The organism is Terasakiella sp. 4MB5A, assembly GCF_050058155.1.
GTDB classification, from domain to species: domain Bacteria; phylum Pseudomonadota; class Alphaproteobacteria; order Rhodospirillales; family Terasakiellaceae; genus Terasakiella; species Terasakiella halodenitrificans.
In genome coordinates this window covers 2895251-2916454 of sequence record NZ_CP188815.1, presented here as the reverse complement: position 1 = coordinate 2916454, position 21204 = coordinate 2895251, and the positions used below count along the sequence as shown (strand labels likewise).

General features: G+C 46.8%; 17 protein-coding genes, 1 tRNA gene and 1 pseudogene. 4 read left to right on the top strand and 15 right to left on the bottom strand.

Features of this window, described 5'->3' with window-relative positions:
- Positions 1-55 precede the first annotated feature (55 nt).
- Positions 56-280, bottom strand: a pseudogene (locus ACI0FF_RS13750) (transposase); the annotation flags it as partial.
- Between the two features lie 92 nt (positions 281-372).
- On the opposite strand from ACI0FF_RS13750, the gene ACI0FF_RS13745 reads away from it, so the two are divergent.
- A complete protein-coding gene (locus tag ACI0FF_RS13745) occupies positions 373-624 on the top strand; it encodes a hypothetical protein (RefSeq protein WP_419797370.1) in 252 nt (83 codons plus the stop codon).
- 601 nt (positions 625-1225) lie between these two features.
- Positions 1226-2104: a transglycosylase SLT domain-containing protein gene (locus tag ACI0FF_RS13740; protein ID WP_419797369.1), complete on the top strand. Its 879-nt coding sequence runs from the start codon at positions 1226-1228 to the stop codon at positions 2102-2104.
- Here the strand turns inward: ACI0FF_RS13740 and ACI0FF_RS13735 are convergent.
- From ACI0FF_RS13735 to ACI0FF_RS13720, 4 genes are read right to left on the bottom strand one after another with little or no spacing between them, the layout of a single operon-like run.
- Positions 2101-2805, bottom strand: coding sequence for a hypothetical protein (locus ACI0FF_RS13735; RefSeq protein WP_419797368.1), 705 nt, complete (start codon positions 2803-2805; stop codon positions 2101-2103). The two genes, ACI0FF_RS13740 and ACI0FF_RS13735, sit on opposite strands and share 4 nt — an antisense overlap.
- Positions 2806-2820: 15 nt before the next feature.
- Entirely contained in the window at positions 2821-3336 is a 516-nt protein-coding gene (locus ACI0FF_RS13730) for a YdcF family protein (protein ID WP_419797367.1), read from the bottom strand.
- Positions 3329-4459, bottom strand: coding sequence for a CaiB/BaiF CoA transferase family protein (locus tag ACI0FF_RS13725; RefSeq protein ID WP_419797366.1), 1131 nt, complete (start codon positions 4457-4459; stop codon positions 3329-3331). Before ACI0FF_RS13725 ends, ACI0FF_RS13730 begins: the two co-directional genes overlap by 8 nt.
- A gap of 7 nt (positions 4460-4466) precedes the next feature.
- Positions 4467-5270, bottom strand: a complete 804-nt coding sequence (locus ACI0FF_RS13720) for a tetratricopeptide repeat protein (protein WP_419797365.1) — start codon at positions 5268-5270, stop codon at positions 4467-4469.
- A gap of 177 nt (positions 5271-5447) precedes the next feature.
- Between ACI0FF_RS13720 and ACI0FF_RS13715 the strand changes: the two genes are divergently transcribed.
- Both ACI0FF_RS13715 and ACI0FF_RS13710 read left to right on the top strand, forming a co-directional pair.
- Entirely contained in the window at positions 5448-7124 is a 1677-nt protein-coding gene (locus tag ACI0FF_RS13715; RefSeq protein WP_419797364.1) for a hypothetical protein, read from the top strand.
- Between the two features lie 72 nt (positions 7125-7196).
- Positions 7197-7283, top strand: a tRNA-Leu gene (locus ACI0FF_RS13710).
- A gap of 737 nt (positions 7284-8020) precedes the next feature.
- Here the strand turns inward: ACI0FF_RS13710 and ACI0FF_RS13705 are convergent.
- The 10 genes from ACI0FF_RS13705 to ACI0FF_RS13660 all read right to left on the bottom strand — a co-directional run bounded on the left by ACI0FF_RS13705 (position 8021) and on the right by ACI0FF_RS13660 (position 21187).
- The gene (locus ACI0FF_RS13705; RefSeq protein ID WP_419797363.1) at positions 8021-8716 is read right to left on the bottom strand and encodes a Crp/Fnr family transcriptional regulator; all 696 of its coding nucleotides are present in this window, start codon (positions 8714-8716) and stop codon (positions 8021-8023) included.
- 168 nt (positions 8717-8884) lie between these two features.
- Entirely contained in the window at positions 8885-9748 is an 864-nt protein-coding gene (gene purU / locus ACI0FF_RS13700) for a formyltetrahydrofolate deformylase (protein WP_419797362.1), read from the bottom strand.
- A 3-nt stretch (positions 9749-9751) separates the two neighbouring features.
- On the bottom strand, positions 9752-11317 hold the full coding sequence (gene ggt, locus ACI0FF_RS13695; protein WP_419797361.1) for a gamma-glutamyltransferase: 1566 nt from the start codon (positions 11315-11317) through the stop codon (positions 9752-9754).
- Positions 11318-11347: 30 nt separating this feature from the next.
- On the bottom strand, positions 11348-12301 hold the full coding sequence (locus ACI0FF_RS13690; protein ID WP_419797360.1) for an L-threonylcarbamoyladenylate synthase: 954 nt from the start codon (positions 12299-12301) through the stop codon (positions 11348-11350).
- A gap of 275 nt (positions 12302-12576) precedes the next feature.
- Positions 12577-13491 carry a ubiquinone anaerobic biosynthesis protein UbiV gene (gene ubiV / locus ACI0FF_RS13685; RefSeq protein WP_417830966.1) on the bottom strand — a complete coding sequence of 305 codons (915 nt, stop codon included), beginning with the start codon at positions 13489-13491 and terminating at the stop codon, positions 12577-12579.
- 2 nt (positions 13492-13493) lie between these two features.
- Positions 13494-14486, bottom strand: coding sequence for a ubiquinone anaerobic biosynthesis protein UbiU (gene ubiU / locus ACI0FF_RS13680; protein WP_417821830.1), 993 nt, complete (start codon positions 14484-14486; stop codon positions 13494-13496).
- A complete protein-coding gene (ubiT, locus tag ACI0FF_RS13675; RefSeq protein WP_417821831.1) occupies positions 14483-15163 on the bottom strand; it encodes a ubiquinone anaerobic biosynthesis accessory factor UbiT in 681 nt (226 codons plus the stop codon). The genes ubiU and ubiT overlap by 4 nt, the downstream gene beginning before the upstream one ends.
- A gap of 348 nt (positions 15164-15511) precedes the next feature.
- Positions 15512-16288, bottom strand: coding sequence for a 3'(2'),5'-bisphosphate nucleotidase CysQ (gene cysQ / locus ACI0FF_RS13670; RefSeq protein ID WP_419797359.1), 777 nt, complete (start codon positions 16286-16288; stop codon positions 15512-15514).
- Between the two features lie 28 nt (positions 16289-16316).
- On the bottom strand, positions 16317-17774 hold the full coding sequence (amrB, locus tag ACI0FF_RS13665) for an AmmeMemoRadiSam system protein B (protein ID WP_419797358.1): 1458 nt from the start codon (positions 17772-17774) through the stop codon (positions 16317-16319).
- Between the two features lie 47 nt (positions 17775-17821).
- Positions 17822-21187 carry a bacteriohemerythrin gene (locus ACI0FF_RS13660; RefSeq protein WP_419797357.1) on the bottom strand — a complete coding sequence of 1122 codons (3366 nt, stop codon included), beginning with the start codon at positions 21185-21187 and terminating at the stop codon, positions 17822-17824.
- Between the last annotated feature and the right edge of the window lie 17 nt (positions 21188-21204).

The following is a 21204-nucleotide window of genomic DNA, read 5'->3' as shown; positions in this document are numbered from 1 at the left end:
CTTCCCGGTTAAAGTCATCAATCACATTGAATGTGCGAAAGCTCCGTCCATCAGAAAGTTGAACATCTGCATACATTTTCTTGAGCCGGGCATTTTCTGCTTCGAGTTCCTTCATACGGGTCATCATGGAAACATCCATGCCGCCGAATTTTGCCCGCCATTTATAAAATGTCGCATCCGACATGCCGTGTTCTCGGCAAAGATTAGGAACTTTGGTTCCAGCCTCAGCTTGTTTCAAAATATTGATGATTTGACTGTCTGAGTAACGTGATTTTCTCATTTGAATTCTCCTGTATTTACATTACGAGAAAATTCTCCTTATGAGGACTACTAAAAATCGGGGGCATTACCAAACGGCTGGACGGTTTTGGTGTGGATGGCGGTTATTTGGACGATTTGAATTTAGCGTCACGACGACCGGCAACTTTGAACGATGAGGATATTGAAGAAAATCAAAATCATCTGGTTGAGTTTTTATCTCAGGAATTGGGTGAACGGAAAGCCGTAATTTCTAAGAGGTTCGATTGGGCATTTCCGTATGCTCCAGATTTCTTGGATGCGTCAGGGCAGAAATCCGGTATTTCTTTGCCCAGAGCGACATTATTGACGCGAGGTGTGTTGTAAGTTGGGTACCAGTGGATACGTTCTGCTTCCCTATTTCTCTCCTATTGTGCCATGCACAGAATCAGCAACCTATCCACAATGAACAGGGCGGTCAATTTGACCGTCCTTTTCCACATACAAGAAAATTAACTTATTTTCAGTTACTTACAATAACTGACATACACAGATGGATTAGAAAACATAATATTTTGTCGTACAAATATGTCGTATATAAGTGAATACACAAAATTCCATGAAATCATTTATATAATTGATATATAAAAAGAAAAGGCCCATCCGAAGATGAGCCTGAAAAGTTTGGGAGGAAACGTCCAAGAAAGCAATTAACATTTAAACAGTTAATATGTAATTGCTAAAAAACAGTATAAAGCATATCCATAATTTAAAATCAACTGCATTTTAATTTATTTTGAGTTTTTAGAGATTTTAGGGTGTTGTGCGTCTGAAATCGGATTACTGGCATAAGGATTGCTTATTGTTTGTTATGAATTATTCAAATGTCAGTAAAACAATGAAAAAATATAACCTCATTTCTCTTTTTGTTTTTGTCTTTATGGCTTGGTCTACTGTTGGGCATGCGGGAATTAAGCTAAATAAAAACATGGACTTATGTAAAGAAGCTACCCGTGAGGTGGAACGCAGATATCAGATATCACCTAATCTGCTACGCGCCATTTCATTGACAGAGTCCGGGCGCTGGTTAAAAGAGGATAAGGTAAATATTGCCTGGCCTTGGACTGTTGCTTCCGGTGGGGCGGGTGAATATTTCCCAACAAAGGGGCAAGCGATTGCGCATGTACAGAAATTGCAAAGCCAAGGGGTTGAGAATATTGATGTTGGGTGTATGCAAATCAACTTGCGTTATCATCCGGATGCGTTCCAAAGTCTAGATCAGGCTTTTGATCCTTATCAGAATGCACAATATGCCGCGCAATTCCTGACCCGCTTGTTTAAAGAGGAAAAGTCGTGGTCGGTGGCAGCCGGGCGCTATCATTCGTCTGAACCGACAAAGAATATGTATTATCGTGAAAAAGTTCTTTCCTATTGGAATTATGCCAATCGCGAAGCCCATGATGATCGTGTTCAACTGGCAGAAGTTAAGCCAGAATCAGATGAAGAGAAGTTGGTCATGCCCGTAGATCACACACGTGTTGTGATGTTGAACAATAGTTTTCGAACACGGATTGCACAGCAACGTGAAGATTTGGGCAAGGCACAGGTTATTGCAAATCGTTTGACGCAATATCGTCAGCATATGGGCGGAGCTGTTAACGAGGCACGCAACCGCGCCATTCGTGAGCAAAAAGCTAAAAAAACACTGACGAATATGTCTGCAGGGCAACAAAAACTCAATCGTTTTGATTTTGCAAAACGCCGCGCCAGTCAGTTGGAAAAATGGCGTCGCACAACGGCAAACCCGGATTTATTGGTTCAGGCTAAACAAAACGTAACATCGACCACGCATACGCTGTTGGATTAAGGTGCGTTGACGGCGATCTTGTATAAATGTTCGGCATTGCGAAAGGCGATTGCCTCGCCTTTTTGCTCACTCAGCAAGGCGATGTAGTTCCGCAAGGACTGGATGGTTTTCTTGTAATTCTGCCAATTCTGATCTTGTCCGAAGGAGGCAAAAACAAGACGACCGTCGGCTTGATCCACAAGGGATTGTAGGGGGCCGCTTGCGCATTGTGCAGTCAAAATTTTTAAGTCTTCGTCGCTGAGACCAAGCCACAGGTTTGGGGCCTTTTTCAACAGTTTGGATAAATGTTTCGGATCAAACCGGGATAAGTGAGAAATCAGATATGTGCGATCTGGATGTCGCGCCATTTCATCGGCGAGGGGACCGAACATTGTTATATCCAGTGGTTCCGGCCAAATGACCGGGGATGCTTTGCTCCAAGGGGAGGCGCCGCGTATTACCAGATCGGGAAATGTCTTTTCCAAGGAACGGGGATGATTGGTGGGCTGGGTAACAGGGGTTGGGAAGAGAACAACTTTTTCAACGCCTTCGAGGAGAGCGTTTTCGAGGTTTCTTTCCATATTTTGATTGCCCACGAATGCCCCGGCATCAAAAAACAATCCTTCAAACTGAGTAATGGGCTTGCAGGATTGTGCCTGTCCGACCTGTCCGGTACAGGCGAGTAAGAATGCCGTCAAAATAAACGGTTTTAAGGCGTTCATACGTTCAATCGTCCCTTAAGGTTTCTTCAAGTAAGGTTTGTGATGTCCACTTAATATCCGAATTGCATACCAAAGCAAAGCGGGAACCTCATAGAGTGTGGCAATCAAGAGGCCTGATCCGATTTTAGGGTCTGCGTGTGCGGTGACAAAACGGGCCTTGATACCCAGAGCGCCAAAGACCATACGGGCGCGCAACAGATGGACACGGTCGCTGACAACTGTGATGTTTTGCCAACCTTTTTCCTTAATCATACGTTTGGCAAAGATTGCATTTTCAAATGTGTTGCGTGATTGTCCTTCTTGTACAATTCGCTTGTTGTCCAGCCCGTGTTCCGATGCGATTTGAGCCATGATTTCGGCTTCTTTCACAAAATGATGGCTGTTGGTTTGACCGCCACATAGTAAAAGATCGTGATCGTCTTTTTGTAAGGCGAGTTCGCAGCCACTGCGGGTTCTACGCAACAGAGCCGGGCTGGGTTTGGCCTCTTTGGTTGAGGCTGCACCAAGGACGATAATGACGGAATTAACCATTTTCTGCAAACTCTTTTCTGATGTGGTCCGTATGACTGCCAATCTCGGGGATCGGCCCGTATTCCCGCTTTTTTCCAACGATTTTAACGGGTGGGGCAGGCAGGTCAATCGGCCCGCTGGGACTGTCGATACGAATACGGCGCAGGGCAGGGTGGGTGGAGAGCCCTTCTACATCATTCAGACGACCAAAAGCAATCTGTGAGCGCAATAGTTTTTCGCATATGTCGTCACTCTTTAATTTTGCAAATGTGTCGGCAATAATTTTGTCCAATTCTGTACGGTTTTCTACGCGCAGGACAGCACTGCAAAAGGCACCGTCTGTGGCCCATTCAGGGTGACCTAAAATGTCATCGGCAAATCTGGCCCATTCCCGTTCATTTTGAATGGAAATAACAATTTGTTTCCCATCGCCCGTTTCAAATGCCCCATAAGGAGCAATGGTTGGATGGCGCAATCCCACCCGTTTGGGGGCGTTTCCCGTGTAATCCTGAAATAATAACGGTACGGTCATCCAGTCTGCCATTCCGTCAAAAAGGGAGACGGATACCCCGCTTCCCTTTCCCGTAATACCGCGTTGAATGATGGCTTCCAGCACGCCTTGATATGCATTCATACCAGCGGCAATATCACAAACGGAGACGCCGACCCGTCCAGGCGCTTCTGATCCACCGGTCAGGCTGCATAAACCGCTTTCTGCCTGGACAAGCAGGTCATAGGCTTTCATCTTTGCCAATGTGGCTTCTTCGCCATATCCGGTAATGTCGCAGGTGATTAAACGGGGGTAACGTTGACGCAAATCGTCACTGCCAAACCCAGCGCGTTGGGCGGCACCGGGGGCGAGGTTCTGGATGAAGACATCGGCCTTTGCTAGAATGCGCTCCAATAGGTCTGCATCGCCCGCCTGTTTAATATCCAGAACCAGCGATTCCTTCCCTTTGTTCAGCCAGACAAAATTTGCACTTTCACCATGCACAACATAATCATAATGGCGTGCAAAATCCCCTTGAGATCGTTCGATCTTTATGACACGCGCACCGGCATCTGCAAGCCGTCCTGAACATAAGGGGGCCGCGACCGCCTGCTCTAGGGCAACAACGAGTAATCCATCTAATGGTTTTGTCACGTTTAACCTATTTATTCTGTCTGTAATCAATCAGGCTGCCAACGTGGGTGCCGCTCATGGCATGGCATGCGCGCATGCGGGTGATGAACGGTTCTTTGTTACGTGGCGTTATGCATTGGATCAACTGTTGGCTTTGCGGCCCTTTGTTGAAGATATCTAACTGATGACGCAATGTGTCGGCTTTTTGATTTGCGAGTTCCAACTGGACGGGACCAAGGAAGCCTTCGATTTTGTTCTGTAGTTTTTGATCGTCTTGATAACCTTGGCGACGTGCCAATTCCAACCATGCCCATGCATCGGTGAAATCGGCTTTCACGCCTATTCCCTTGCTGAGCAGCTCGCCATATCGATATTGTCCAAAGGCACAATCCAGTTGTGCGGATTGCTGAACCAGTTTTGTTCCACCGATGGGATTGGGGATAACGCCTTGACCGGCGATCAGGATATTACCGAGCTTTGCATTGGCATAGGCGATGCCTTGATCGGCAGCACGACGATATAAGGAACCGGCAGAACGATAGGCCAATCGTTTTTCTTCAAAATGGGCAATCGATAGAATTTTTGAGTTGACGAGAGCAAGCTGTTGTTCATCTGCATTCAACTGCGCAACGGGTTTTAGGAACAAGCAGTTGTAATGCCATGTTTTTTCCGGCGCCATCCAACGCATGCGTTCAGATATTTCTTTTAATCGTTCAGCCTTGGTTGATTGTCCTGCCAATGTTTCTGTCAAGGGCTCTGGCAAGGGAACATCTGTACAGGCGCTTAAAATCGTTAAACTGGCAACCGTTAATGCAAGGCGGAATATCGTCACGGTATTTTCCTCAAATTTCAAATATGTCACATGCATTTTCCAAGTGACGCCCGAAGGCATGTAACATTTTACAGGGGAAGCCCTAATAAATCCTAAAAAACTTTTACGCAACGAGGTGACAGTCTATGAAGCTCCTGATATGGTTATTTTAAAGAGAAACTGAGTTAGGAATAGAACGTGGCGCAGTACGTTATTCAAGTTAAAAGCGGCAACCGATGGAGCTTGCATTCCTATAAAGATAGCGAAGCTGCTGCGGTTAAACAGTCTCGTCAATTGCTTAAGCAAAAGGTCGTCGATGAAGCTAAGGTGATCAAAAAAGGTGATGGCGAAGAGAAAATTATTTTTAATGAAAATGTTAACTCGATTAAACGCAAGGCTGGTTTGGGGCAAATTGCGGATTGTCCGGTTTATGAAACTGTAGATGATCTGTTTTTGCCGGAATCCATGTTGGCGCTCAGCCGAATGTTGCGTGATTACTGCGACCAGATGACGTTTACGCCGACCGAATTGATGCATAGCCACCGTTCATTGGAAAAGTTCTGTGATGATGCGCTTTTTGCCAGCGCGGTGGAACGTTTGGCTGGTATTCAGGCGGTCAAAGCTAAAAAGAATGAACAGGAATGTCGCGAAAAAATATTTGATCTTTTTGAACAAGCTAAAGAAAAGGCCCGTGGGTCTGGCTTTGATAATCTGCAAAATGACGGATTGAACGAATATATCGCCAATGCGGGTGATTTAAATGATCCGGCCATACGTTACCGGGTCAATCTCTCGCTGAGCAAGTCCACCATGATGTCACCTTCGTGGGAGGGAAAATTTGTCGTTCTTTTTGAATTGCTCGGCAAAACCGATATTGAAGCATTGCATGAAAATACGGCCGTTTTTCTGGATGAAATCCTCAGCGAGTTTTTTGCTATTCCAAATGCAATTTTAGAAATGCTTGGGCAGCAACCGGACCGATATAATGCTATTGATGTCTTGACGAAACTTTGTATTGCGCGATACGAGGCACGTAAATGGGATACGCCTGGCCTGCAACGTGTCAGCGAGTTAATGGCAAAGTTGGCGATGACCAAAAGTCGCAGTCGTTTGGCCAACCGGGTTGAACAAATGTTGCGTAGCCGGTCATCCCTCACCAAAGGCGATATGCATGAAGAAAAACACGCTTTTAAACAGTTATTGCCTTTATTTATTGCAAAAAATGGCTCTATTCTTGGCGGGGAAGGGATGGCAGAAGCCCTCGCCATGTGCGGTACGCGTAGCTTCAACCGGGATCGTAACTTAGAGAACCCAAGTGAAGCTATTGAATATATTATGGAAAATCTAAAAGCACCAATCCTTCAACTTCGTTTTCTGTTGACGTTGTCTAAGTCTCCTTTTGGGAAGGATTGTGCTGATATCGTCTGCAAGTTCTTGCCAGAGTTTATGGAAGGGCCGGAACATGTGCATGATATCGTTCATTATAAATTGCCATTAAAACGTAAGTTGAAGATTTTGACAGGACTGCAAAAATCCGCACTGGCGATTAAATTGCCCAATAAAATGAACGAAACTTTTGCAAATTGGTTAGATGATTTGATTTTTAATTATCTGGATGAAGAACGCATCATTGATAAAATGGACAGCCCCGAGGATACCTTGTTTCAACGGGCAACGGCACTCTTACAATTTTGTGCATCCGGTTTGCTGATTGAAGGACGAACATTGAACTGGGTACGTCAACGGGTTCAGGAACATTTACGTCAGCCAAACTTTGTTGAAAAATTCACTGAAGATGTCCAAACAGCGAAAAAGAAAGAGCTGGTGATTACCCAATTACACGCCATGTTAAAAAAAGCTGGCCTTCAGGAGTAAAACACTCTTGCCATATTGGATCGACGACGATAATGTGTGCGCGCTTTCTTTGCGAAGGCGCACGTACTTTGTGCGGGCGTGGTGAAATCGGTAAACACAGCAGACTTAAAATCTGCCGACCTTTTGGTCTTGGCGGTTCAAGTCCGCCCGCCCGCACCAAGTAATTTCAAAGGCTTGCCTTCTTATGAAGGCGAGCCTTTTGCTTTTCCAGAAATTGTCGGGTTAGTGTTCTCCGGAACGTTATAGGAAACGTTCTTGTGGAAAAATTTGGCAAAAATCAGAGAAACGGCACTTAATGGCCATAATCCGCACTTTCGGGGTCTATGTCATTACATAACTGGGTTTGAAAAAGGTGATGAAGTTTCATGGTGTGAGAAATTGAAACATGAAACAGAATTAATAAAGAAATTATTTTTCACACAATTCCAACATGGGTAAGTAATAAAAAAAGCCCCGCAAAACAAAGGTTTGCGGGGTTAAGTATACTCTTGAGGGATAACGAATGGACTGGTGTAGGTAATAGCCGCGTTAACATCACACATGTGACGCACCAGTCCCGGCTATGAAGTTATAATGCCTGTATCCTTAGGGTGTGGCTGTGATGGGTATCACAGGCAGGGTATTTTTCTCGAAAATGATAGAAAAACAGTACAAAAAAAAGCCACACAAGGGGACGTGTGGCTTAAAGTCTCGGGAATGAAAAAGTTCTCTTGGAAACAAGCTTGCAACTGCTCTCGTATTGTCTCTGGGTGGGAGACGTTTGCTGCATTCTATGTCTCTTCGATACATATAAGAATGCCTTAACCAAATTTAAAGGTCTGTGATAGGGGTCACAGATTGAAAAAAACTTTAAATTATCGCTTAAATGAGAATCATGGGTTGTGATTATAAGGAAATCAGTCGCCGCGTACGTCTTCGACCATTTGACTGAGGGCGGCAATGTTGGTGACTTTCAGGCCGTTTTTTTTACGTTCTACAAAGCCTTTGCGCGCTAGATCATTCATCACACGGGCCACGGTCTCACGGGTCGAGCTGACGCGCGATCCGATATCGCCATGTATGGGCATGGGGGAAATAAAAGCCTCATCTTCATCGACCATATTTTCACGGGCTTGGCGTAAAATTTCAGCATGGACCCGGTTGGCCGCCCCCAATGTGGACAGGTCCATAATACGTTCGTTGGAAATCCGAATGATATGGGCCATGTTTTTTAAAACGCGTGCGGCGACAACGGGATGTCCGGTCAACAGTTCCATAAACCGTGATTGCGGCATGGCCGCGAGCAGCGAGCGTTCAATGGCCATAACACTGGCAGAACGGGGCAGGCTGTCGATAGCGGCCATTTCACCAAACTGTTTGCCTTCAGTAAAATCATCCAAGGTGATTTCCTTACCACCGACCGTATAGATGATAATGCGCACGCGACCTTGTACGATGAAAAACACATCGGTGCTTTCCGCCTGACGGTCGATGATCTGTTCTTGGGTGTCGAACCATTTCCAACGGCATTGTTTATTCAATGCCTCGATAATATCTTCGGATAAACCCTCAAGCAGATTTATGTCAGCCAGTGTGTTCTGAACGTTCACCATGACGACCCTTTGTTTTTTATACGTTTTTATTGTGCCGAGATTTGCACAGCAGTGCAACAGGGGATTGAATCGGAGCCGAATCAAAAAAAGATTCGGTTCCGATTCGAAGTAACTTCATTTGCAGTTTTGTAATTTATTTTAATTATGTGGTGAAGTTATTAAAATTATTTATTTAAAAACGACAGTTTTCATGCCATTCATCAAAATACGATGTTCCACATGTGCACGCACCGCACGCGAAAGAACGCCGTTTTCGATATCGCGTCCGACAGCTTTTAATTTTTCCGGCGTGAAGGTATGGTCAACACGTTCGACGGCCTGTTCAATAATCGGTCCTTCATCCAGATCACCGGTGACATAATGGGCGGTTGCCCCGATCAGCTTCACACCGCGTTCATGGGCTTGGCGGTACGGGTTTGCGCCTTTGAAGCTGGGTAAGAATGAATGGTGGATGTTAATGCAACGCCCGCGTAGTTTTTCGCACATGCGCGGTGATAGAATTTGCATATAACGCGCCAGAACAACCAGATCGATTTCCAGATTTTGGATCAAATCCCAGACGGCTTCTTCCTGCTCGTCCTTTGTGTCTTTGGTGACCGGCATGTGATAAAATGGGATATCATGCCATTGTGCCAATTTTTCCAGATCAGGATGGTTGGAGACAATCGCCGGGATGTCGGCATTTAATTCCCCTGTGCGGTAACGATATAAAAGATCATTGAGGCAGTGATCAAATTTGGACACCATAATCAACAGGCGTTGTTTGCGATTGGCGTCATGGATGCCCCAAACCATCTGGAAACGCTCTGCCACGCGCGAGAAATTCTTTGCCAGTTCAAACGCGTCAGGCGTATAGGGACCGGGGGTAAAGACAGTTCGCATGAAAAAACGATCAGATACGGAATCGCCAAAATGGGCAGACTCGTTGATAAAGGCGTCTTGATCGGCCAGAAAGCCGGAAACCTGTGCGACAATACCGGTATGGTCGGGACAGGAAATGGTCAGAATATATTTTTTATTTTCCGCATTCATAACTTACATGCTCTCATCAATAATAATTGCCGCCCCGCCGCGCCGGGAATCCCCGACACCGTCGAAACGGCCCGTTTCCAAGTTGGCCCGTACAGAATGTACGCCGCCGAAAAAGAGGTTTTGTTTTTCCCAGACTTTATAGTGTGGAACGTGATCGCCCAAGTCTTTTAAAGCGAAAGGATCAAATCCCGGTTCAATATTCAACAATCCGCGTTCATAATGCATGCGCGGGGCGGTGACCGCCTGTTCCAGTGACATATTAAATTCCAGCAAATTGACCAGCACCTGCAAGACAGCCGTGCGGATCCGGTTGGACCCGCCGGAGCCCAAAGCAACATTGATGCCGTCATCGCGTAACAAAAGCGTTGGTGACATCATGGAGGCCATACGCACATCTTGTGGCCATTGGTTAAATCCATGTGGATTGATATCTTCTTCGCCCAGCATATTGTTCAACATAACACCGGTACCGGGCAGAATATGGCCGCAGCCCTCCCCATTGGAAATGGTCAGGGAGGCCGCATTACCATATTTGTCAATGGCGCTCATATGTGTTGTGCCGCGTAGCGCACTTGGGCGGCCCAAAATATGTTGGCGATAAGTTTGCAGGAAATTCTGATCCAGCATTTCAAGCTGGGCCTGATCGGCACCGTCAGCGAGGGCCGCATCCAGCCGCGCCTTGTTGGTCAGGGCCATGATTTGACTGAGACGTTCAATATGATCTTTGGAGCCAAAGGCAAGATCACGTAAACCTGCCGATTTGATCAGTTCCAAGGCAAAGGCGATTAACAATCCGCCAGTGGACGGCGCCGGATTGGTGTAGAAATGGGATCGATTGTAATCCACGCGTAACGGTTTGCGTTTGTAAACACGGTAATCGCGCAGGTCGCCAAGGCTCAGATGCCCGCCATGATCCCAACAGTCTGCTTCAATCAATTTGGCAATATCACCTTGATAAAACAGATCACTGCCTTCTTTGGCAAGGTTTTCCAAAAGGGTGGCGCTGTCCGGGTTATATTGGGTTTCGCCTTCACGCAGCAAATGTCCGTTGTGGTTGGGACTGCCGTAAAGGGCCTTGCTGTCATCCGATGCCATAAAGATGGCTTCGACAATATCGAAGATGCTGGCTTGCATGGCGTTAACCTGTACGCCGTTTCGCGCGAGATCAATAGCCGGGGCAAGCACCACGTCTATGGGCAGGCTACCAAGGTCTTTATGGGCGTCAAACAATCCTTTGACCACGCCGGGGGTGGCAATGGACCCGCGCCCGATATGGAATTCCTGCGTGACTGTGCCGAAATCGGCAAGAATGGGATAAAAATCAGGGTTATCTTTGCGTTTTTTTGGGGTCTGTGTGAAGAAATCATACAGGACGGGATCGCTGTCATGGGCATGGGCCAACAAAAAACCGCCACCACCAAAAGACGACAAAACGGGTTCGCTAATGCAGGAGGCACACATGCAGGCAAGAATAGCATCAAAGGCATTGCCGCCTTCTTCCAGCATTAAGGCACCCGCTTTGGCGGTTTGTGGATGTCCTGCGGCAATGGCGCCGTTTGTTTTTCCCATATGGTTTACCCCCTCAACCCCTGTTTTGATTTATCTGGGTGCTGCTGCTCTTTTTAACCGATCATTTATGGCAAGACCAAGGCCGTCTTGGGGAATGGGTGAAACAGCCATGCGTGTAAAGCCCTCACGATCCAGTTCCCGCATCATGGCAAAAAGATTAGCCGCCGCTTCGTTAAGATTGCCTGAAGGGCTGAGATTTAATGTGCATTTTTCACAATTTGGACCAAATCCTAACAGAATTTCACCGTCTTGAAGCTCGGTTACATTCAGGCGCATGGGCAGGGTCGGGGCATAATGACTGCTCAACATACCGGGGGATTTGGGGGCATCTGGGGCATCGTCGGGAAAAATCAACGGGCCGACAACTTGTTCGAGTTCTTCTATGGAAATACCGCCGGGGCGCAAGAAACCGACTTGTTCCCCACAGGCATCAACCACGGTGGACTCCAAACCGACGGCACAAGGGCCGCCATCTAAAATCATATCGACTTTGCCCGGTAGGGATTGGGCCACATGGGCCGCTTGTGTGGGTGAGATTTGACCAGATCGGTTGGCACTCGGTGCCGCAATCGGTTTGCCGGATGCTTTTAACAATTCAGTGGCGATTTGATGGTTGGGCATACGAATGGCAACCGTATCCAACCCGGCGCTGACCAACAGAGATAGGCCGCTGTCTTTTTTACGTGGTAAAACCAGTGTCAAGGCACCGGGCCAAAAAGCATGTGCGAGTTTTTCACCCTGTTCGGTGAACTCGACCAGTTTGCGTGCCGTTTCCATATCCGGCACATGGACAATCAGGGGATTAAAGCTCGGTCGTTCCTTGGCTGCAAAAATAGAGGCAACCGCACTTTCCGAGGTTGCATCCGCCCCCAGTCCATATACCGTTTCCGTTGGAAAAGCCACCAGCCCGCCTGCACGAATAATGCAGCCGGCTTTGACAATTATATCAGCAGTTGGTTTGAATATACGATCAGCTTCACTCATAACCCCGCCTCAATAGCGCGAAGACGGCGAAAAGGGAAGGGAAAAGACGACGACTTTGAAACCACGGTGAAGGATTGATAAGGTGTTTTTTTAATATCGATTTTGAAAAGGTCGTCATCCCGCACTTGATGCGGGATCCATTCAAACCAATAAGTTAGATATTTCTTGTTTGATAAAAATGGATCCCCGATCAGGGTCGGGGATGACGATTGAGTGTTTGTCAGCCCGTTAGGATGATCTGAAACCGTCTTTTCCCTTCCCAGTGACAAGTTGTCTTAAAGGCCGAAGTCCGCGATGGCACCTTTTGCTTTGGCACCTTCGGTGGCGTAGTAGAAACCGTTGGCAAACGGGATACCGTCCATAAGACCATCGAGCTTTTCGGTGGCTTCGATCGGTTCCAGTTTGTTGTCCAGAACATCGCGGTAGATTTTGGCGACTTCAACCATGTCTGTATCATGCGGGGATAGGCGGAAATGGTTGATGCCCATATTTTGCAGGTCATCCAGTTCGCCGACCAGATTGGCGCAGGTATAAGACATGGTTTGAATGCCGTTGACCGCCAAAAACGGATCACCATCCAGTGTATCCAGATCCATACCGTCCGGGTCTTTGTCACAGACATATTGACAGGAATCTTTGGCCAAACCGTGGGAACGGGCATGATAACAGCGCGCGGACAAAGCCAAGGGTAAACGCCCGAAAATCTGCACTTCCAAATCAGCCGTTGCCGCCTTTGCAAGGGCACTGAGGGAATGACGAGACAGTTCACCGGGCAGCGAGATATGTTTAGCGCCTTGTTGTTCCATCACTTTCAGCGTGCCTTCGTTATAGATATTGATGAAGGGGCCAAGGGCGTGGTCTGTACCGGAAAGTTGCGCGCAGGCCGACAGGTCGTTGGCCTCGATCATCATGCCTTCCATCTCGCACATTTCGCGCACAAGGGCCATTTCGCGTTTGGTCATAACAAGGGCGAGAGTGGAGAAAATCACCCGTTTGCCCGCATTCATCAAACGTTCGGCCACTTCGGGAATTTCGGGTGCGAAAAACGGCTGTCGTTTAGAACAGACGACTTCACCCAAAAAGACGGTGTCAACCGGGGCTTCGTCAGCAACGCGGAAGTAAAAATCTTTCAGTTTCTCAGGGGCCCAGTTGAACAGGCAGGGGCCCATATTTAAATGTGTTGTGGTCATTTTTATTGCCATCTCTTGTTATAAGCGCCGGTGGTTTCGCGTTGTCCTTCGGTGATGCGTTCCAGTCCTAATGCCGGAACGGCTTCGCCGTTGGCGGCGGCATCTGCGGCTTTGCGGAAAGCTGCGACCACTTGTGCAATATAGGCTTTGCCGCGTTGGCGACCTTCGATCTTCAGGGCTGTGACGCCTGCTTCCATCAATTCGGGCAGATACTGTGCCGCGTTTAAGCTGGTTGGGTCTTCAAACAGGTAAGAAGCCTTGTCTTGTGTGACGAAGCGCCCTTTGCACAAGGTCGGATATCCAGCGGCTTCAGACTCTTTAAAACTGTTGATGGTGAAGTCCCCCAGTTTGGAGACCATTTTGTTTCCCTTGTCCTCATAACGCACATGGCTGGCGGGTGAACAAACGCCGTTCATGTTCGGGGATTGTCCGGTTGCGTAAGACGACAGCGAACAACGACCTTCCGCCATAACGCACAAGCCACCAAAGACGAAAACTTCGGTCTCCACATTGATTTCACGGTTGAGGGCCGCAATTTCCGGCACGGTTAGCACGCGGGGCAGAACAACACGTTTTACATCAAATGTGTTTTTATAATAATTGATCGCATCCGGGTTGGAGGCCGAAGCCTGAACGGATAAGTGGCGGCGGGTATCTGGGCGTTTTTCTGCGGCATAGGCCAATAAGCCAAGATCGGCCATGATCAGGGCATGGGCACCGAGGTCAGCAGCATCTTCCACCGCCTTGTGCCATGGCTCTGGATTGCCTGCTTCGGGGTAGGTGTTCAGGGCCACAAGAACTTTGGAACCATGGGAGCGGGCATATTCAATGCCTTCGCCAAGTTCTTCGCGTGAAAAGTTCAACCCCGGAAAGTTTCGGGCATTGGTGGCATCGCGAAAACCGCAATAGACGGTGTCCGCACCTGCATCAACGGCGGCGCGCAGGGCAGCGGGTGTGCCTGCCGGGCAGACGAGTTCAAGTTTTTCGGTCTTCATGCTGTTTTTCCAGAGCGACGGCGCACCTGTTTTTTCAGGGCGTTTACAGTTGTTTCAAGTTCTTCGATTGTGGCAGCCTGCGCATCGCATTTGCGTTGTAAAGGGGCGAGTGTTGCACGGCTCAATGTTTCCAGATCGCGGGTGAAACGTTTAAAAATATTGCCAGCGGCTTGGGCGGCCAAATCAGCAGGTTTTGCCAAGGGGCCGAAAAAGGCGAGCAGATCGTTATGAACATCAATATCGGCACCATCAACCGCGTTGCGCAAGGCAAGGACAGCTTCGGTATCACCTTCAACGATAAGGTCGCGTGAGAAGAAAAGTGCATCCCCGTCAATGCGGCCTTCCAACAATTCGATCAATAACAAAAGTGGGCCGCGAATGGCGGCTTGGGTGTAAAGTTCGCGTTCATCCGTGTCGCTATCAACGATTTCAAGGGCGGGGTCTTCTGCCAATGTATCCATAACAAAGGAAAAAGGCAGATCTACCGGGTCGATTAAAAATCGTGGGGAATTGACCGATTTCAGGCGGTCAAATACATCCGGGTGCTGGCGGTGCATCTGTTTGATCGCTGCGTTAAAGGCAGGTTGCAGCAATTTATGCGGCAGGGGTCGTGCAGCAATTCCGGCCAAAAGAACCGGAGATAACGGTGCAACAGGACCCTTTTTGTGTGACGTCATCGGGGGGGCCTCAATTTTGCGAGATAAGCTTTGGGATGTCTTACCCTATGTTTCCTGATTAAAAATTGACCTGAGGCAAGTGGCACGCATATTTGAAGGTGAGAAACGGAAAAGGGCCGGTCAGGCAATTGCCACCGGCCCTAAATTCTCATATCTGCATTTTTGCGAAAAACCGCCTGCAGTTGCGACCTTCGCTGCAGTCACCGTACAGGAAATACGGCGGCTAAATCATGGCCCTGTAAGTATCGGGTCACTACAAAGAACATGCTCTGTATGGCTTGTATACTGCCGTTTTTTTAGTTTTTCAACAAGACTTGAACTTTAAAAAATAATGCCTATAGACGGTCATTATTCTTTGCCTTTGGCAATGAAAAAACCGTTTTTGAAACCAGGTTTTCCATAAAGAAATTCGTTTCCTTCCGGGGTGATGACCGATCCGCCAGCCCCTAGAACAACGGCATGCCCTGCGCCGGTGTCCCATTCCATTGTTGGGCCGAAACGCGGATAAATATCGGCAGTCCCTTCTGCCACCTGACAAAATTTGATGGAGGAACCGGACGAAACTTCCTGCGCAACCGTATAATCTTTCAAAAACTCATCGACCTCAGGTGTCTTGTGGGATCGGCTGACGACAGCAACGATGCCTTCTTTTGGGGCGTGGCGAACAGAAACCGGTTTTACCTCGCCATCAGGGTTACGCACAAAGGCACCATATTCCAGAGACCCCCAAAACATACGGTCTAAAGCAGGCGCGTGAACGACACCGAAAATAGGGCGACGGTTTTGATCGATCAAGGCAATGTTGACGGTGAATTCATCTTGTTTTTTGATGAATTGCTTGGTGCCATCAACCGGATCGACCAGCCAGAACATTTGACCTTCCACATCAGGGGAACTTCCTGCACTGAAGGCTTCTTCGGCAACAACAGGAATATCGGGGGCCAATTTTTGTAACACCGGGGTGATGATGGCCTCGGCTTTGCGATCAGCCTCTGTGACAGGAGATTCATCTTTTTTCGAATAAATCTCAAAATCACTATGATAAATTTCCATCGTCGCATCGCCTGCGACACGCGCAATGTGGAGTAATTCGTCAATTGCGGCTTGATTTAGTGTGAAACTCACAGGAATAACTCCAAAATAGGGTGTTTTTTTATTTGATGTTGTCTTGCCATAAATTTTCCGGCACGTCCAATGATTCAGAATGGATACTTTCGGTAACAAAGCGCGAGGCTGTGAAATTATCTGACCAATGATTATCCGATAATCCGGCTTTTCGTTTTAGGTGTGTTAAAAACTGTTTCTTATCCGGTAATTTTTCCCAAACGGAGGGTAAGAACAAAGCACGCCTTGTGCCGTCCTGTATGATCAAACCATCAATATTGGGGCGCAATTGTTCCAGAAGGTCAGCTTCATCTTTGATCTCCATCGGGAACGCTGGGGATAGAATAGAAATATGAAGGCTTAAATCATTTAATTCATCTGCATTCAGCGGGTGAAACCGTGGATCCTGAAAGGCCGCCTTATAGGCATTATCTGCAATGTCTTTGGCCAACGGGGCATGGGCTTGCAAAGAACCGATGCAGCCGCGTAAGTTTCCGCCGTCCTTTTCCAGTGTAACGAAACTTGCACCGGGTTCTTTCAAGCTGGTGGGAAAACTTTGAAGATCGAGTTTTACCGGTTCGTGATGGGAGAGCCCCCGTTTGATGGAAGCTGCGGCAAGTTGTAATAATGTGGTCCCGTGTCGGTTTAAAACAGCTTTGGTTCGAAAAGAGAATGCGTCGTAATCATTTATTTGATGCCCGCCACTTAACATCCAGGCGCCATAGCCGACCACCCGGTCCTTTGACCCTGCTGTATCGCCGGAATTACGCACATCCAATGTGATAATGTCCATATGACGTATTTTGGCAATTTCCAATAAACCTTTTAAGGGGATGCGTCCACAAGCCTGATTGTTGTTGATATGGGATATATCAAATTTTTCAATCGCTTGTACGGTTCGATTATCCAAGCTTTGGCAGGCGTTGTAATCAAGGTAATGCGAAAGATCGGTACTGATGATAATCAGTGTTTCCGGTCCGCCCCAGACAGCATCTAAAACATCTGCGACTTCTGTCGGGGAAGCCTGCCCGACGACGAGGGGCAGCAAGGTAAAGTCAGCAAGAATGGCTTGTAGGAAGGGGAGGTGAACTTCAAGGCTATGTTCATCTTGATGAGTTGGGTCAAAGGTAAAAATCTGTGGCATTTTTTCGACTTTTTCCCGCAAATCCTGATCCAGTTTTACTCGGCCGAAAGGGGTCTCGAAATATGTGGCACTGGATAAGGCCAATCCACCGACAGGGACACGATGACACGGGCCAAGAAGCACGACCCGTGTGATTGTATGTCTTTGGGCCAATAAACGATAATAAGCACTGGCGGCGACAGGACCGCTGTAAACATACCCGGCATGGGGTACAATCAAGGCTTTGGGCGGTTCTGGATATGTACCGTTGTTTTCTTGAATAGCCTGGGCAGTGGTTAAAAAATCTTCGATTGTTTTGCGTAAAATGATTGGGTCGTCGGGGTAAAAAGTGCCAGCGACGGCCGCAGCGCGAACCGTTTCCATTGGGCTTTCCTTTATTTACTGTCTCTTTGCTCTCATACTATAGGAAATCACTTTTCATTTCCATGTTCCTCATCCGTGGATGGTTGTGCGGCAGATTGAGACACAAAAGAACCAATATCCTGATCCATGCCCATAATATGGTCGATGAGCCAGTTTTTGAGAAAATGTAAAAGATCATCATTGTTTTTTCTGTTGTAATTGTCTGGCACCTTCTTGAGTTCAGATATAACGAAATTGGCTAAAAGTTTGTGTACTTGCTTGTGGTTTTTAAGATGAGGATAACCGATCTCCTCCATAAGGCTTTCTTCGCGTTGGAAATGATATTCGGTGTAATGGGCCAGTTCTTTTAGAATGGAATGGAAGATCTTTTCATCCTCTTTATATAGACAAGCTTGATGAAGACGGTTGAGGAGAGCAACCAGCATTTTGTGGTCGTCATCAATCATGGGAATGCCTGTGTCTAAATATGCAGTCCATTCTATCAGACTTTCAGCATCAAGCACACGGCGCACGGTTTGTAACAGGGCCGCTTGACTATAAGGTTTGGACAAAAGGTTTTGATACAACTGTTTTGCAAAAATGTTGCCTTCTATTAAATCCTGACCGGCTTGTGCTGTATAACCGGATGTCAGTTGTATTTTTGTGCGGGGACTGACCTGTTGTGCCGTAATAGCAAGATCGAAGCCGTTAATTTTGCCGGGCATAATGACATCTGAAAAAAGAAGGTCTATGTCGCGGTGTTTTTGTAAGATGCTGATGGCATTGTCGGCAGAGGTTGTTGCCGTGACACGGTAGCCTGCATGTTCGAGGTTGGTTTTCGCAAGTTCCAGCAGTTCTTTTTCGTCGTCAACGATGAGGATATGTTCGTTACCACCTGGTAATTCTTTGAGTTGATCTGGGCTGCAGGGGACATCTTGTTTATCTTTGATGGAGCGCGGGAGAAAGATTTTGAAGGATGTGCCAACACCTTCTTCAGAATAAACCCGGATATAGCCGCTTGAGCGACGGACAAATCCGAAGACCATGGCAAGGCCAAGTCCTGTGCCCTGTCCTTTTTCTTTTGTGCTGAAGAAGGGTTCAAAAATTTTATCTTGAATATCAGCTGGAATGCCGTACCCATTGTCGGACACGGTAATTTGAACATAACGATCTTGTGGGTTTTCCTGTTCAAAAATGCTGTCAATATTGGTGGTTTCAATCAATAATTCACCATCATGGGAGATCGCGTGCTTTGCATTAACCGCCAGATTAACCAGACAGTCTTCAAAATCGCCGGGGTCGATATCAACGAGATGAATATTGTCTGATAACAGAAGTTTTAATTTGATTGATTTGGAAAGGGAATGTTCCAGCAAGGGGGAAATTTCAGTAATGATGTTGTTGACATTTACTGTTTGAATTGAGGTCGGCGATTGACGGGTAAAGCCCAGCAATTGCTTCGTCAGTTTAGCCCCGCGATTAGAGGCCTTCAGGGCCGTTTCAACTTTTTTACGTATTTTTTCATCATCACCAACCAAACGAATCAATAGTTCCAGATTGCCGCTGATAATGGCAAGCAAATTGTTGAAATCATGTGCTAATCCACCAGCAAGCTGTCCTACGGCTTCTAACTTTTGCTGTTTTTTAATGACATCTTCCAAACGCAATTGTTCCGTGATGTCGTCTTGGATTGCCAGAAAATGCGTGATCTTTCCTTTATCGTCTCGAATAGGGGTGATGACGGTTTCTTCGATAAAGAGGGTTCCATCTTTTCTATAGTTTTCAATTCGCCCCTGCCAGACGTTGCCGCTGAGAATTGTTTTCCAGATGTCGCCGTCTTTGAGTTTGTTTTCCTGGCTTTGGGTAAAGAAATTAGGTCTTTGCCCAATGATTTCGTCGTTTCTATAGCCTGTGATTTGTGTGAAATAGGGATTGGCATATTCAATAACGCCATTTGCGTCACTAATCAGTATGATACTGCGGCTTTGTTCAATTGCCATTTTTAACTTGCGTAATTCTGACTCTCTCATGCGGCGTTGGGTGATGTCTGTGCGTACACCGACAACCCCGCCATCTTTTGTTTTGTGTTCACTAATGGACAGCCACCTGCCATCTTGCAACTGTTGTTCAACCTGTCCGCTTGGGTTGACATGTTGCTTCATACGTTTTGCTAACCATTCTTCTTCATGTCCGACAGCTTCTGGGAAACTGCCGTTTTTCAAGCCAGAACGCAGGATGTTTTCTAAGGTTTGACCAACATGAATGGAGTCGACATGGTTTTTGTAAAAATCGCAAAAAACAGAATTGTAAATGACCAACCGATCTTCCTTATCGAAAAGGGCGAACCCTTCGGTCATAGACTCGATTGCGGTAATAAGCTGTTGACGAAGATTTTCTCTTTCTTGCTCGTTTTTTTTACGTGCTGTGATGTTGTGAATGATTGCGCTGAAATATTTTTGCCCTTTGGATTGCCAACTACCTAGCGAAAGTTCAATTGGAAATTCGTGCCCATCTTTATGCAAAGCTTCCAATTCGATCGTATGACCAATCAATGTATGGTCTTTATTAAGATAGGCATGGTGTAGGCTTTCATCATGCCTATCACGATAACGTTCCGGCATTAATATCGAGACGGGTTGGCCGATGGCTTCTTCGCTGGTGTACCCAAATGTTCGTTCAGCTGCTGGGTTCCACGCTTCGATTAACCCATGTTCACCCGATGCGACCACAACAGATATCTCTGCTGAATGAGTAATCGAACGAAATCGTTCCTCAGCTTCGGCAATATTGTCGACTTGGCTTTGTAGCTTATTGAGCATGCGCTGGAAGATGAAGATCGCAGATAAAATAAGAATACTGAGCAAGATGACCAAGTTTAACCATTGATAAGTTCGCAGTTTAGCTGTTTTTTCTTCTTGGTCGATTTGATGGATGCTAACAACCTGGTCGAGTTTTGGAAGCAGGGTTTCGCATAAAAGTGAAATTTGGCTGATGAGACTTGGATCTATGGACGTATTATGTTCTGATTGCGCCATCATGCGATCTATACTGCTGAACAGTCGTAAAACATGCTGATCAATGTGGTGGGGTGCACGGTTATAAAGAGCAGATAGTTCAGCAGGTGCGTTGATTAATATTGTATTTTGTCGCAAGTAGTCATGCGAACTTTTGAACAGATTTACAGCTTGGTTAAGTTTCTGTTTGATTTCTTGCTTTTCGATAGGGCTGGTTGTCTGTGACAGGCGGTTGCTATAAAGATCAATGCGTTGTGACAACATGCGCTGGCGCCCGGCAATGTTGATGATTTCAGCCCCTTTGCCTTGACTGACGACCACCACTTCGAGAAGGACTGCGCCCAAAATAGCCAAAGAACCGATAACAGCAAGAACGAGAAGATATTGTTTTTGAAGTCCTGAGGTTAGTTTCGATGACATTGTGTCTCCTCATATCG